The organism is Agrobacterium larrymoorei (assembly GCF_005145045.1).
Lineage (GTDB): Bacteria > Pseudomonadota > Alphaproteobacteria > Rhizobiales > Rhizobiaceae > Agrobacterium > Agrobacterium larrymoorei.
Window position 1 is genome coordinate 189873 of the sequence record NZ_CP039693.1, and the last position, 13519, is coordinate 203391.

Annotated in this window: 13 protein-coding genes; 6 read left to right on the plus strand and 7 right to left on the minus strand. The window is 58.6% G+C overall.

Features of this window, described 5'->3' with window-relative positions; translation table 11 throughout:
- Positions 1 to 8: 8 nt before the first annotated feature.
- A complete protein-coding gene (locus CFBP5473_RS21985; protein WP_027674816.1) occupies positions 9 to 1247 on the plus strand; it encodes a CapA family protein in 1239 nt (412 codons plus the stop codon).
- A 309-nt stretch (positions 1248 to 1556) separates the two neighbouring features.
- Here CFBP5473_RS21985 and CFBP5473_RS21990 read toward each other — a convergent pair whose 3' ends face one another.
- A complete protein-coding gene (locus tag CFBP5473_RS21990; RefSeq protein ID WP_051441226.1) occupies positions 1557 to 2981 on the minus strand; it encodes an amidase in 1425 nt (474 codons plus the stop codon).
- A 613-nt stretch (positions 2982 to 3594) separates the two neighbouring features.
- Here CFBP5473_RS21990 and CFBP5473_RS25140 point away from each other — a divergent pair.
- Positions 3595 to 3771 (plus strand): hypothetical protein, encoded by a 177-nt coding sequence (locus CFBP5473_RS25140; RefSeq protein WP_169696912.1) that lies wholly within the window; start codon positions 3595 to 3597, stop codon positions 3769 to 3771.
- Between the two features lie 182 nt (positions 3772 to 3953).
- Here the strand turns inward: CFBP5473_RS25140 and CFBP5473_RS25755 are convergent, their stop codons facing one another.
- The gene (locus tag CFBP5473_RS25755; RefSeq protein ID WP_136954428.1) at positions 3954 to 4175 is read right to left on the minus strand and encodes a hypothetical protein; all 222 of its coding nucleotides are present in this window, start codon (positions 4173 to 4175) and stop codon (positions 3954 to 3956) included.
- Between the two features lie 488 nt (positions 4176 to 4663).
- Here CFBP5473_RS25755 and CFBP5473_RS22000 point away from each other — a divergent pair, with 488 nt between their 5' ends.
- From CFBP5473_RS22000 to CFBP5473_RS25150, 3 genes are all read left to right on the plus strand, one after another.
- Complete coding sequence (locus tag CFBP5473_RS22000) at positions 4664 to 4972, plus strand: DUF736 domain-containing protein (protein ID WP_027674819.1); 309 nt, start codon at positions 4664 to 4666, stop codon at positions 4970 to 4972.
- 320 nt (positions 4973 to 5292) lie between these two features.
- Positions 5293 to 5463, plus strand: a complete 171-nt coding sequence (locus tag CFBP5473_RS25145) for a hypothetical protein (RefSeq protein ID WP_169696913.1) — start codon at positions 5293 to 5295, stop codon at positions 5461 to 5463.
- Positions 5464 to 5726: 263 nt separating this feature from the next.
- Positions 5727 to 5900: a hypothetical protein gene (locus CFBP5473_RS25150; protein WP_169696914.1), complete on the plus strand. Its 174-nt coding sequence runs from the start codon at positions 5727 to 5729 to the stop codon at positions 5898 to 5900.
- A 32-nt stretch (positions 5901 to 5932) separates the two neighbouring features.
- On the opposite strand, the gene CFBP5473_RS22005 is transcribed toward CFBP5473_RS25150, so the two are convergent.
- The 5 genes from CFBP5473_RS22005 to traC form a co-directional block, all read right to left on the minus strand.
- Positions 5933 to 6241: a thermonuclease family protein gene (locus CFBP5473_RS22005; RefSeq protein ID WP_413228993.1), complete on the minus strand. Its 309-nt coding sequence runs from the start codon at positions 6239 to 6241 to the stop codon at positions 5933 to 5935.
- Between the two features lie 223 nt (positions 6242 to 6464).
- Positions 6465 to 6773 (minus strand): WGR domain-containing protein, encoded by a 309-nt coding sequence (locus CFBP5473_RS22010; RefSeq protein WP_234881918.1) that lies wholly within the window; start codon positions 6771 to 6773, stop codon positions 6465 to 6467.
- A 471-nt stretch (positions 6774 to 7244) separates the two neighbouring features.
- The gene (traG, locus tag CFBP5473_RS22015; protein ID WP_027674822.1) at positions 7245 to 9179 is read right to left on the minus strand and encodes a Ti-type conjugative transfer system protein TraG; all 1935 of its coding nucleotides are present in this window, start codon (positions 9177 to 9179) and stop codon (positions 7245 to 7247) included.
- A complete protein-coding gene (gene traD / locus CFBP5473_RS22020) occupies positions 9166 to 9381 on the minus strand; it encodes a type IV conjugative transfer system coupling protein TraD (protein WP_027674823.1) in 216 nt (71 codons plus the stop codon). The genes traG and traD overlap by 14 nt, the downstream gene beginning before the upstream one ends.
- 4 nt (positions 9382 to 9385) lie before the next feature.
- Positions 9386 to 9682 carry a conjugal transfer protein TraC gene (gene traC / locus CFBP5473_RS22025; RefSeq protein WP_027674824.1) on the minus strand — a complete coding sequence of 99 codons (297 nt, stop codon included), beginning with the start codon at positions 9680 to 9682 and terminating at the stop codon, positions 9386 to 9388.
- Positions 9683 to 9937: 255 nt separating this feature from the next.
- Here traC and traA point away from each other — a divergent pair, with 255 nt between their 5' ends.
- A complete protein-coding gene (gene traA / locus CFBP5473_RS22030) occupies positions 9938 to 13516 on the plus strand; it encodes a Ti-type conjugative transfer relaxase TraA (protein WP_027674825.1) in 3579 nt (1192 codons plus the stop codon).
- Positions 13517 to 13519: the final 3 nt, after the last annotated feature.

Consider the following 13519-nt stretch of genomic DNA (forward strand, 5'->3'; position numbering starts at 1 on the left):
CATAAGACATGACGAATGATTTCACGGTCGCAGTGACCGGTCAGTCGCTGATCAAACACGACCTCCGTACCTTTGAAACACCCGGCTTCAACGCCGTCCGCGAGACCCTTGGCAAATCAGACTTTGCCTTCACCAATTTTGAGAGCACGATTTTCGGCAGTCATGGTGGCTGGCCCATGAAAGGCTCGTTTTTCGGCAGCAGCCAACCCGTAGTCCTCGACACGCTTCAGTCGCTAGGGTTCCACGGGCTGGCGCTCTCCAACAACCATGCTTTTGATCTTGGCTCATCAGGCATTCTCTCAACGCTTGAGGAGGTTGAAAGACGCGGCTTTATCCATGCCGGCATCGGTCGCAATCACACGGCCGCAGGCCGTTTCGGAGCAGGGACCGTTTCTAATAGGAAAATCGCCCTTGTCGCCATGGATGGAGGGCCGGGGCCTGATTTTATGTACGCAGCAGACGCGGCTCCTGGACGTCCCGAGCGGCCGGGCGTCAACCGTCTGAAACTGACACAAGTTATCGATGTTGACGCGGACGCTTTCGAACAACTCGCGACGATCCGGGATAAGGTCGGATACAGCAGTATGGATCTTGGCAATGACAGTCAGCCCGATGACAAGCCAATTGTCGACGAGCTGTCCGAAATCGCACTTGCTCGTGGGCTTTTCAGACGCTCGGAAACATTCGGCCGCAACGTAAAGATCGATCCGAACGATCTGACCAGAAACCTCGCCGCCATTACCGATGCCGCGGACAGAGAGTGCCTCGTGGTCGCCTATCTCCACCATCATCACTGGGCCTCTGATTGGTATCAGGTTCCAGGATGGGTTGGCTCCGTTGCCAGACGATGCATAGATGCGGGCGCTGACATGTTTGTCAGCCATGGCGCCCCGGTCCTCCAGCCACTCGAGATCTACCAGGGAAAACCGATCTTCTACAGCCTTGGCAATTTCGTCTTCCACATGCAGCCTGGTAAATCCAAGTGGACTGCGCGCGAGGTATGGGAAAGCGTAGTTGCCCTTTGCGCTTTCAACGACACCGGCTCATTGAGTGGAATTACTTTTCACCCAGTTATCATTGGCGGCACAGAAGGGCTGAAAACCGAAGCACATGAACAGCGCCTTGCGCCTGAGATCGCGACCGGCGAAGACGGACGAAGTATCCTGCAGCGGTTTCAGCAACAGTCTGCGCAACTTGGCACTGTCATCAGGATTTCGGAAGGCGTCGGTTACTACGACGTCATGTAATGGCTGGGCGCAGAGGTCGCCATCGTCTCTGGGTTAGATATCATCGAGTGTTATCGCTGGGTGGCCGATCCAAAGCAGATCGGCGGTCTCAATATGCAATGTCCGCGCCCGCGTTGAGGCTATGCCGATGGGCGCGGAATATTGGGTTCGTTTCGACGAATTTAGGTGCAATGAATGTCCGCCTGTGCTTGATCCATTCGTCCCGCAACGCATCACTCTAAAGAGTGTCGGTCATTGACAATCTCAATGTAACCTATGCCCAAGAACCGGCGCGGCACTTCAAGTCGGGTTACAAATGAGCCCACCTTCTTAACCAGTTTTTTCTGCCAGCGCGGCGATTGTCTGTGGTCGAATCGTCCGGCAGCCCAATTCATTCTCAATCACCTGAGCAGCTCGATAAATACTGAACTCGTCGAAATTCCGCCCGACAATCTGAACCGAGAGTGGTAAGCCGTTGGCGCTGAGGCCTGCCGGGACGCTCATGGATGGTGACCCTGTCAGATTGAAGGCTGCGTTGGCGGACGGGGTTCCGTTTGCGAGTGAGTTTCTCGCCACGTCATGGAAGGGTGGAGCGACCCCGAGTGCGCCGATAACCAGAAGCAGGTCAACAGAGGAAAAAGCTTCCGCGAGTTCTCTCATCAGTTCTCCCCTTCGACGGCATGCCTGGATATAATCAGTCGCTGTTAGTAGGTATCCCGGCATAAACCGTTCGATAGCGTAGGGTCCGTAGAGATGAAGATGACATCGGAAGTCGTTTTCGTGGACAGCTGCTGCCTCGCTGTACATAATGACGCGTTGGGCTGCAAAATAATGACGCAGGGGCGACAGCCGAACTTCCATGGTCGTTGCACCGGCTTCTTTTAAAAGTCTGGCAGCTTCTTCAAATATGGTGACGCATTCATCCGAAAAAACGTCAGGCTCCTCCTCGTGGAAACTGCGCAGGAGCCCTATCTTCAGGCCACGGACGCCGAGAGACGTTGCCTGCGCCCATCGCGGTACCGGGATCTGGACTGTGGATGGGTCATCTGGGTCATGACCAGCTAAAACCTCCAGTGCCATTGCATTGTCCTCGACAGACCACGTCATGGGGCCAACCGTGTCCATGGAGTAGGCCTGCGGCGTCACTCCGCGACGGCTGATCCTACCATAGGTCGGTTTCATTCCCACAATGCCGCAATAGGCGGACGGTGTTCTTATTGATCCACCCGTGTCAGTTCCTATCGCAAGCGGTACAGCTCCCGAACCGACAGCTGCAGCGGATCCGCTTGAGGAACCTCCGGTGAAGCGCGTGAGATCCCACGGATTTCGGGCAGGCCCGAACGGCAGGCTGAAATCCGGGCCGCCCATTGCGAATTCCTGTGTCTCAGCCTTACCCAGCAAGATAGCGCCAGCTGCGCGTAGCCTTGCCACGATTGACGCGTCAGATGTGGCCGCGCCACCAAGTGTAAGGCGGGAATTATTCGTGGTTGGCAGGCCTGCGACATCAATGATGTCCTTCACAGCGTAGGGAATGCCATGTAGGGCGCCTTTGTATTGTCCGTTCATGATTTCGGCCTCAGCGATACGGGCCTCGATGCGCGCACGATCCTGCTCAACGCTTATAAAACAATTCAAGTGCAGATTCATTGCAGTGGCGCGTGTAAGGAAATAATCGACGGCCTCGACGGGTGAAATCTGCCTTCCGGCAATTAGCCGCGCAATCCCCGAGATCCCAAGTTCCCACAAATTGGACATCCATCAGACCCCGCGGTTACTCGATCACCTCGCCTATGAGCGTGGTTGATCCAAACACGCGGAATGAACAGGACGGCTCGACACTTCGATTGCGTGGTGTTCGTACCAATGCAGTCAGGAGGCGGAGATTTGCGTAGGATTGACGTGCAGCCTCAGACTGATTTTCGTCAAGTTCAAGTCCAGCGCGTTCAAGTAAGGCGGAAAACTCTACCAGACTAATCATGTGTCACGCCTCTTGGCCTTTTTAAGCGATGGCTGCCCCGTCCAAAAACTCGGTTATCAATGCCTCACTCCGCCTTTAGACAAGTATCTATGTCTCGACGCTACCTAGCGATATTGACAGGATGACAGTTTGTCAGGACCGTCGGCAGTAGGAGTAGCAGTAGCCCTAGTCGCGTGGACGTGTACCGGATGCGGCGTCAACGAATCCTGCGCAATTACGCTTCGAATTATTGCCCTGGACCATGGCCGGATCTCCGTCGATCAACCCGCAAGGGGTCGGCTAGCTAGCTGCCGCCGCTCCGTCTTCGCCTCCGCGGTGATCGCGACCGTCCCAGTTCCTTCGAGGGAGCCATCAGCGGGAATTGGCCCGCATCCGATGGAGTTTCCGAACATGGCACATGATCTTTCCCTCGCTCAGTCTCACGCCTTCCTCCTCTGCAACGATCTGATGGTTCCCACCACCCTGTTCAAATCTGGCAGTGAATTCGGTGTCCTTCCGTCCGACGAACTCGATGACGAAGACGATCTTGAGATCGTGCATGAATACTTCCCTCGCGGGTCTCATTGAGACCCACCTGTTCCTGCCGCTGACGACCTGTCGGCCGCAAGGGAAGCTGCGCCGCAGCAAATAGCTGCAATTTTTGTCAGTTGCGCGCTGCGCCCTTGCACCCTCCGCTCTTCGCGGCGGGAAGGAGGTGTCCCGCGCTTTGCGGAAAAATGAAGGGACGGCCGCCATGCGGCCGAGGTAAATTATGAACCAGAAGAATTAGAGGCGCTTCGCGCCAGCGCAGTTGTGAAGCCGTGCTGGAGAGGGCCGGATACGAACTCGATTTGCGAGAAAGCACGCGGCTTGCCGTCAAATACCGGGACGGTGGCAGCATCTTTATTGTGACCCATGAAGGACGAGGCTGGTTCGATCCTCTCAGTGACGACAAAGGTGATGTCTTTAGCCTCGCCATGGTTCTCGAGCACATCACGTTCCCAGTCGGTCGGCTATGACAGCGGCGCCCAGCGCAAGCGGGCGCGGGCGCGACGATATCGCATCGGGCATGGCGGGCAAGCCGGACGACGTTCGCGCGGGCCCCATTCCCCAACCTAAGCAGGCTCCGACGACGTGACAGACGGAGCATGAGCCGGGTTGCCATTCTTCCCATAGGCAAATGCGGTGAACGCCATTGCGATATCCCTTTACGACAGAGTTTCCGGCAACCCATCTGCGGGCTCGATGGGGTATGTCTGACCGGAGACCGGCTGCGCCTCGATCGTTTTCCCGCAACGACAAGGCTCAGATTTCTTACCCCGGCAGGCTGCGCCCTCCTCCTCGCCCACTATTAAATCTGCGACTTGCCGCCCTCCATTGCATTGCGGCCCTATTAGGTGCGGTCCGATCGTCACCGGTCTTTGCGACTGCCATCGAGGCCGCGATGGGCGCGGCCCGAACACCGAAAAGGAACACGACAATGGCTACCATCGGCACCTTCACCTCCGATAAGAACGGCTTCACCGGCTCCATTCGCACGCTCGCTCTCAACGTCAAGGCACGCGTCGCGCGGGTTGAAAATCCCTCCGACAAGGGCCCGCAGTTCCGCGTCTATGCCGGAAGCGTTGAGTTCGGCGCCGCATGGCAGAAGACCTCCGAGCAAGGTCGTGACTACCTCTCGGTCAAGCTCGACGATCCGAGCTTCCCTGCCCCGATCTACGCAACGCTTGCCGAGGTCGAGGGCGAGGAAGGCCTCCAGCTCATCTGGTCCCGCCCGAACCGCGACTGATCGGGACCACGAGGCTCCGCCACCGGCTGAGCCCACCCTCCTGCCGAGAGATCAAAGCCGGATCTGGCATTGAGCCGGGTCCGGCTTTTTGGTGGCATACGGTGAGCGGGGAAGCTGCTCAGCATCCATGATTGTCCCAAGCCGCGACGCCAGCCTCAAGGATGAGCGGTTCCCCCAATTTGCTCCACCTGCCCTCGGGGGCAGATTCCGCAAACTGGCTCCCCCACTCCCCGGCTCTGCCGGTCGCTGGCGCGATCCCTGACCCCGCCATCCCCTCTCGGGCCCGACGGTCATCGTTCACAAACGTCTAGGAGACGAAGATGACCTACGAACTCGAAATCCAGATCGAAGAACTGCGGGCCGAGCTGCGCAACGCTGTCGACGGCTCCGAGCGTCGCCAGATCCAGGTCGAGCTCGAAGTCGCCCAGGCGGAACTGGCTATCGCTGCTGCCGAGATGGAGGGCCTTGTCGAAGTCGAGCCGCCTTTCTGAGGTGGCTTAAGTCGCCTGTGGTTTTCGGACCAGAGCCGCCGCAATTTTCTTGTCGATCCCATTTCATCGACATTGGGAATGATGCGGATCGTGCGTCCTACCGCAACCTGATGCCGGCAAAATTTTCCCCGCCTGCGGCTCCTCGCGGCACAAAATTCAGCCGCCCTCAGGTCCTCCGCTGCACTGCTCCCGTCCCGGTGCAGTACTCCTTCCCGATCCGCATTTGATCCCCGCGATGAAACGCAATCGACAGGAGAAACCAAATGCAACAGCTCGCCAAGTTCCTCAAAGCCACCGGCCGCCGGCTTCACACACTCGCCAAGGTGATCTGTCACCTCTTCGGCAAGGGCAAGCTCGGCATGAAGATCGCGATCAAGATCCCGTTCTTCGTCGAGATCGAGGTCAACTTCGAGACCGATTGGAACCGGCGGACCTAACAGCCAGATCGGCCCGGTTCGCCGGGCCGATCTTAAAGCCTCAGCACCCTGGCTCTCGTCGGCCGCTCCAGTCCGCGCCAATCTTTGGCGACAAGCATATCGCCAAGACTTTGACCGTTGCGCACAAGGACCCGAAGCTTTCGGCCGTATCGGTCTTCGTCGCGCCCTGGCCAGGCTCGGAGCTCAAAAGGGCCAGCGTTGATCAACTCGACCAAGCGGGCGGTCGCCTTGTTGCCAAGGGCAAGTTCGGATCGGCATTTCGGTTCGCTGATCTCGGGCGTATCGATATCCGCGATCCTGATCTTTTCACCGGCAATCCAGATCGTGTCATTGTCAACCACACAGTTCGTCCGAGATCCGGAAACGCATTTACGAAATTGGGACAACTGCTTGGAAGCTGCGTAAGATGACGGTGCCTCCAGCATCGTTGCGATAGAGATGGCGATAACGAGGGCGGACAACGTGGCGGTTTTCAAAGCGTATTCCTTCGATCGGATGGGCGAAACAGGCTTTATCAGATTCACTATTTGCCGGGATTGGTTTGGAAGCCCTTTTTCGAGAGCGTCAACGTATGCTGCCGGTGTAGTATCCACGGTTTCGTTTCTGGCGGGTGAGGTCCAGAAACAGCTTCACTGCATCCTGTTCGCGCTCGAAATGGTGGATCATTGTCTGGCCCTTTGCACCGAGCCGACCCCAACGCCGCATGAGGCAGGTTTCGCCAAAGAGATTTGGCTCAATCGACATCGCATAGAAGCGGGACATATTTTTTGTCCGGTCCGTTAGTTCCACATAGAGCTGGTAGGGTTGCGCGATCATGGTGACAGAATCGTGTTTTCGTTCGCCAGCGTCCAACGACAGTTTTGAATCGGTCATCGACCGTCGATTCATTTTAGTGAAGTAACTGAAGTGTTGGGCGGTCCGCCTTCGGCGTACGGCTCTATCCGCCTGCAGCGAACGAAGCTCGCACGCGGTCTTCGCCCATCCGGGTGACGATCCTCCCGCAGAGAAATGCCCTTGAGGCAGAGACCGTCGCGGCGACGGGCCAAGGTGTTGTCGGGTCGCAAGGGTACATCGATTATCTATCCGAGCTTCTTCCTGCTCAGTACGACCATCCCGACGTTTACGAGTATCGTTACGATCACGAGAGAAAGCTTCCAGCAGGTTCCAGAAGCCTCATTAGGTACCTGAAGGGCACGATGGTATTCTTTAGCACCAGTTCGCCCTATAATCAGAATAGTGCGACCCATGATGCCCGCCACGAGAAAATGAGCGAAGTCGAGTTCAAAGACTACATGGGACGAGGCGCGCGGCATTTTTTGGGAAAAGCGATCACGCGCCTGATCTCTACTCGGAGGGTGCCCCAGTCGCAGCAGGTTGAAACCGGCCCTGCGTGACGCATGATTTCATATCGGCCCGCCGGAACCAGATGGCACGGCCGCATCGCAGCGGCGGGTTGCCTGCTGTGAAGACGATCTGCTCGTCCGCCCGCATGCGCAGCACCTCATGAGGCTGTATGAGCGGCCGGGCAGCCAGCTGCTTTGAGCGCGTTCGTGATGACCCACGACACTGAAAATTACTACTGACCTGATCGATCTCGACCGTCGTCATGCCGCAACGGCGAGAGATGTAGTCTGCGGTCTCCGGATCGTTGATGGCCGCGAAACTGATCCAGCTCGCGCTCTCGAACCACTTGCTAGACGCGTCTCGTCCGCCATAGGTCTCGCGCATCTGGCCGATCGACTGATAGATCATTGTCAGCGTGATGCCGTACTTGCGGCCGGCGTCGCGCGCGGTCTCCAGAATGCGCATGTAGCCAAGGCGGGCGACCTCATCTAGCAGGAACAAGGCGCGCCCCTCCATGGCGCCATCGCGATTGTAGATCGCGTTCAGAAACGAACCAATCACGACCCGCGCCAGCCCGGCGTGGGTCTCCAGTGTTTTAAGGTCGATGTTGATGAACACGTCTGTTTTGCCCGATGAGATATCCTCGGTGCGGAAGGTCGAACCTGAGACCAGCGCCGCATAGTTCTGGTATGACAGCCAGTGCGTCTCCTTGATGGCATTAGCATAAACGCCGGAGAAGGTTTCCGGCGTCATGTTGACGAAGGCGGCGACGTTTTCCTTCACGAAGTCGGATTCCGAGTTGTCGTAGATATCCTGCAGGCGCTGTCGCAGTTTAGGCTCGGGTTCGGACAAATTTTCGCGAACCTGGCGAAGCGTCTGCTTCTCCGTCGGCGTATGCCCAGACAGGCAAACGTCGGCAATGATCGCCGTCAGGAGCTGCAGTCCCGAGGCACGAAAGAAATCGTCGCGCACGCCGCTCGCGCGACCGCTATCGCTCATGATCCATGACGCGACCGAGGCGATATCCTCTTCCTTCGTGCCGCCATATTGGCCGACCCAGTCAAGGGCGTTGAAGCCTGTCGCGGGTTTGCGCGGATCGAGAATCCTGATCCGCCGCCCCGCGTCTTCACGATGTTTCGAGATCATCGGCGCGACCTCGTTGGAGGGGTCGAGCAAGATGAGCGATCCGGCCCACTTCAACGCTGTTGGGATCGTCACCGAGGTCGTTTTGTAGCCGCCCGATCCGGCGAAGATGATGCCGTGCGATGAGCCGAATGAGCCATCGAAGCAGAGCAACGGTGACTTGCCGCCGGCGCCCCACGTTTCGCTGTTATCGGCACGGAACGAAACGCCGGCTACACCGTCGCGGTCGACACGATACAGCTCACCAACCACGATACCGCCAGTGCCTGGAAACAGCTTCTCCGCTTCGGCAAGTTTCATCCAGTCAGCCTCGCCGTGAAGGGCGCGTTTGCCAGTGATGCGCTTCGGTGCAGCCCGCGCAAATGCACCGTTGCCAATTACCGCCACGCGTATTGCGAAGCAGCCTGACATCAATGCTGTAGCCGCGCCGATCATGGTCGACGGATCGAGATAGGACAGCGAAGATTTGTCCGCCGGTACCTGAGAGAAAAACGCTGCAAGCCGCACGCCTTCTCGCAGACAAGCTGTCAGGATGACTGCCACGTTTCCGATTGTGGCACCCAGGCCCGCGGCACGGACACTGGCTGATCCGGCCGTCGCGAACAGGAAAATCAAGCCGAGGGCCGCAGCCGCGACGTATGGCGCCGCGACCCCTGCCCGTCCAAGGGCGAGCTTTGCCGCATCTGTCTTTCCGAACCCGGCAAGCCACGTCTCGATGCCGGTGAGCGCAAACACCGCCGCGCCCATCACGGCCGCAGGTAGAATGACGAGAGCGATCTTATTCGCCTTCATTGCCGAACGCCTCCGCTCCGATCGCCGTCAATCGTGTTCGCTCTTTTTCGTCGGACTTCAGCCGCTCTTGCAGGTCGATCAAGGCGCCAAGCAAAAGCGCTCGCTTCTCGAAGCGTAGGCCTGCTTTGACGATCAGGCCGCCGAGCTCGATCTTGTCGCGCGTATCTTTCTTCCGGGCTTCGGAGGTCGCGTTCCTGCTCATCCGCTCAAGCCTCGCCAGCGCTGCCCGAAGCCGCGCCAGGCGCCTTCGCCTCAGATTTCCCGTCCCCCGTCCCGGTGCCTTCTGCCCCTTTCCGTCCGCTCGAAACAGGCTTGCCTCCGCGAAAGCGTTTCACCAGTTCCTCGAACGCCGCCTGAAGCTCAGTCTCCTCGATGTCGATCTCTCCAAGGCCTGCCCGCAGTGCTACGCGGCCAATACGTTCAGCCTCTCTCGTCTCCGCGTGCTTGAGCTGTTCCTGGAGCTTGGCAATTTCTTCGCGAATCTTGGAGGAAGGTTTCTTCATCTCTGGATTGTCCTCTGATGGTGCATGTCATTGTTCACGCATCCAGAGTCCTCCAGATCGGCGTGCCGATCTACTAACAGAAATGCGAGTAGGCGGAGCCTACGCTTTCGAGCATCATCCCGTCCGTTCGCAAGGACGGATCCGAAGGGCGCAATTATACGTCGCTGATGCGACGCTTTGCTTCTGGGCCCCGGTGGGGCCTCCCGCTCCAAACGAACTTGTTGATTTTGTTTGATCGAAGGACCCTGTCTGCCAATGGCCGTGCCGCATTTCTCAGTCAGCATCGTTGCACGCGGCTCCGGCCGTAGTGCGGTGCTGTCGGCGGCGTATCGGCATTGCGCCAAGATGGACTATGAGCGTGAAGCGCGCACGATCGATTACACCCGCAAGCAGGGTCTGCTGCACGAGGAGATTGCCATTCCGGCCGATGCGCCGGAATGGCTGCAATCGATGATTGCCGATCGGTCCGTCTCAGGAGCCTCGGAAGCTTTGTGGAACAAGGTCGAAGAGTTTGAGAAGCGGTCGGATGCGCAGCTCGCAAAGGACATCACCATCGCCCTGCCGATAGAGCTGTCGGCCGAACAAAACGTCGAACTCGTCAGGGACTTTGTGGCTAGCCACATCACAGCTCATGGCATGGTGGCTGACTGGGTTTTCCACGACGCACCTGGCAATCCGCATATCCATCTGATGACAACGTTGCGGCCGCTGGCCGACGACGGGTTTGGGCCGAAGAAAGTCGCTGTAACCGGACCAGATGGCCAATCACTTCGCAACGATAGCGGCAAGATCGTCTACGAGCTTTGGGCCGGTGGCCTCGAAAACTTCAATGCGTTTCGCGACGGATGGTTCGCCTGCCAGAACCGGCATCTCACGCTTGCGGGCCTCGATATCCGGGTCGATGGCCGGTCCTTCGAGAAGCAGGGCATCGACCTGAAACCAACCATCCATCTTGGCGTCGGCACGAAGGCGATCGAGAGGAAGGCGGAGGGTGGCGAGGAGAGTGCAGCGCTCGAACGGCTGGAGTTACAGGAAGAGCGGCGGGCGGAGAACGCCCGCCGTATCCAGCGCAATCCGGAGATCGTACTTGACCTTATCACGCGGGAAAAGAGCGTGTTCGACGAGCGCGATGTCGCAAAAATTCTGCATCGTTATATCGACGATGCGGGCCTCTTCCAAAGTCTGAAGGCGCGCATCCTGCAGAGCCCGGAGACCCTCCGTCTTGAGCGCGAGCGGGTGGACTTTGCGACAGGGACCCTGACATCGGCAAAGTACACGACGCGCGAGTTGATCAGGCTGGAAGCCGAGATGGCCAAGCGTGCAATCTGGCTCTCGCACCGGTCCTCGCACAGCGTTCGCAAGGCTGTAATCGAGGCGACATTTGCGCGGCACGATCGTCTGTCCGACGAGCAGAAGACGGCGATCGAACATGTCGCTGGCGACGCCGGGATCGCTGCTGTCATCGGCCGTGCCGGTGCTGGCAAGACCACGATGATGAAGGCCGCCCGGGAGGTCTGGGAAGCGGCTGGCTATCGCGTTGTCGGTGCGGCACTGGCCGGCAAGGCCGCGGAGGGCCTGGAGAAGGAAGGCGGCATTGTCTCGCGCACGCTTTCGTCTTGGGAATTGCGCTGGGAGAAGGAGCGTGACCACCTCGATGACGAGACGGTTTTCGTTATCGACGAGGCGGGCATGGTGTCGTCTCGCCAGCTGGCGTTCTTTGTCGAAGCGGTGGCGAAGGCCGGCGCCAAGCTCGTCCTGATCGGCGATCCCGATCAGTTGCAGCCAATCGAGGCCGGCGCCGCATTTCGGGCCATGACAGATCGGGTCGGCTATGCCGAGCTGGAGACGATCTACCGCCAGAAAGATCAGTGGATGCGGGATGCTTCACTCGACCTAGCCCGTGGAAACGTGTCGCTCGCCCTGAATGCCTATGAGCAGGCTGGGTTGGTACAAACCGGCTGGACGAGGCAGGACGCGATTGTAGGACTAATCGAGAGCTGGAACCGGGATTACGATCCCGACAAGACCACGCTCATCCTCGCACACCGTCGTCGTGACGTGCGCGAACTGAACGAGCTGGCGCGTGGCAGGCTCGTCGAGCGCTGCATTGTCGGCGAAGGTTTTGCGTTCAATACCCAGGACGGCCCACGTCGATTTGCCGCCGGCGACCAGATCGTCTTCCTGAAGAACGAGGGCAGCCTTGGCGTCAAGAATGGCATGCTGGCCAAAGTCCTTGATGCCGCACCCGGTCGCATCGTGGCCGAGATCGGCGATGGAGAAAACCGCACACAGGTCATCGTAGAACAGCGGTTCTACGCCAATATCGATCATGGCTATGCGACCACGATCCACAAGTCCCAGGGCGCAACCGTCGACCGTGTCAAAGTCCTTGCCTCCAGCACGCTCGACCGTCACCTTATATACGTTGCGATGACCCGCCATCGCGAGGCAGCCGAGCTCCATGTCGGCGTGGAAGAGTTCACCAGCCGGCGCGGCGGAAGACTCGTCGACCATGGTGTGGCGCCCTACGAGCACAAACCCGGAAGCCGCGACAGCTATTTCGTGACGCTCGAACATAGTGACGGACAGCAAAGCACGATCTGGGGTGTCGATCTCAAGCGAGCCATCGAGGAGGCTCGGCCTGATATTGGCGATCGCATCGGTCTCAAGCACGATGGATCGGAAACGGTAACATTGCCGGATGGCACGACGGCCGAGCGCAACACCTGGAGAATTATTCACGTCGCGGACCTGGCGATAGAGCGACTTAAGGAGCGGCTGGCCCGCGATGGATCGAAGGAAACGACCCTCGATTATGAGGGCGCATCGTCCTATCGGGCCGCGCTGCGATTTGCAGGGGCGCGTGGTCTGCATCTCATGAATGTGGCGCGCACGATCTCGAAGGACCGGCTCGCCTGGACCGTCCGACAGAAACAGAAACTCGTCAATCTCGCCGCCCGGCTTGCGGCCTTTGGCGCCAAGCTCGGTTTTGCAACATCGACGGCCAACACCTTTCCTAATGCAGCAAAGGAGACCAAGCCCATGGTGGCCGGTATCACCACCTTCCCGAGATCGATCGAGCAGGCAGTCGAGGACAAGCTGGCGGCTGACCCGGCGCTCAAGAAGCAATGGGACGAAGTCTCGATGCGCTTCAAACATGTCTACGCGCAGCCGGAAGCAGCATTCAAGGCGGCGAATGTCGACGCGATGCTAATCGACCAGGCAGCTGCGAAAAAGACGATCGCCAGGATTGTCGGCGAGCCTCAATCCTTCGGTGCTCTCAAGGGCAAGACCGGTCTGCTCGCAAGTCGTGCCGACAAACTGGATAGGGATCGTGCGCTGAAGAATGTCGCGCCGCTCGCCGACAGCATCAGGGATTATCTGCGTCAGCGTGGCGAAGCCGAACGCCGTAACCATGCACAGGAACTCGCTGTCCGTAGACAAGTCGCTCTGGAGATCCCAGCCCTTTCTGCCAATGCGAAGAGCGTGCTTGAACGGGTACGTGACGCCATCGACAGGAATGATCTACCCTCGGGTCTCGAATATGCGCTCGCTGACAAGATGGTGAAGGCTGAACTGGAGGGTTTTGCCAAGGCGATTACGGAACGTTTCGGAGATAGGACCCTACTTCCGCTTGCAGCGAAGGACACCAATGGCGAGGCATTCCAGCGCGTCACGGCCGGTATGAATGCCGCGCAGAAGAGCGAGGTGCAACAGGCCTGGACTACGATGCGGACGGTGCAGCAATTGTCGGCTCACGAGCGCAGCGTCACGGCGCTCAAACAGGCTGAGGCACTGCGCCAAACGAGGTCCCAAGGACTGACCCTCAAATGAAAA

What these genes read in the sequence shown, in the direction of transcription:
- CFBP5473_RS21985 (WP_027674816.1), top strand. Translation starts at nt 9, where the DNA reads ATGACGAATGATTTCACGGTCGCAGTGACCGGTCAGTCGCTGATCAAA.
- CFBP5473_RS21990 (WP_051441226.1), bottom strand. Translation starts at nt 2,981, where the DNA reads ATGTCCAATTTGTGGGAACTTGGGATCTCGGGGATTGCGCGGCTAATT.
- CFBP5473_RS25140 (WP_169696912.1), top strand. Translation starts at nt 3,595, where the DNA reads ATGGCACATGATCTTTCCCTCGCTCAGTCTCACGCCTTCCTCCTCTGC.
- CFBP5473_RS22000 (WP_027674819.1), top strand. Translation starts at nt 4,664, where the DNA reads ATGGCTACCATCGGCACCTTCACCTCCGATAAGAACGGCTTCACCGGC.
- CFBP5473_RS25145 (WP_169696913.1), top strand. Translation starts at nt 5,293, where the DNA reads ATGACCTACGAACTCGAAATCCAGATCGAAGAACTGCGGGCCGAGCTG.
- CFBP5473_RS25150 (WP_169696914.1), top strand. Translation starts at nt 5,727, where the DNA reads ATGCAACAGCTCGCCAAGTTCCTCAAAGCCACCGGCCGCCGGCTTCAC.
- CFBP5473_RS22010 (WP_234881918.1), bottom strand. Translation starts at nt 6,773, where the DNA reads ATGACCGATTCAAAACTGTCGTTGGACGCTGGCGAACGAAAACACGAT.
- traG (WP_027674822.1), bottom strand. Translation starts at nt 9,179, where the DNA reads ATGAAGGCGAATAAGATCGCTCTCGTCATTCTACCTGCGGCCGTGATG.
- traD (WP_027674823.1), bottom strand. Translation starts at nt 9,381, where the DNA reads ATGAGCAGGAACGCGACCTCCGAAGCCCGGAAGAAAGATACGCGCGAC.
- traC (WP_027674824.1), bottom strand. Translation starts at nt 9,682, where the DNA reads ATGAAGAAACCTTCCTCCAAGATTCGCGAAGAAATTGCCAAGCTCCAG.
- traA (WP_027674825.1), top strand. Translation starts at nt 9,938, where the DNA reads ATGGCCGTGCCGCATTTCTCAGTCAGCATCGTTGCACGCGGCTCCGGC.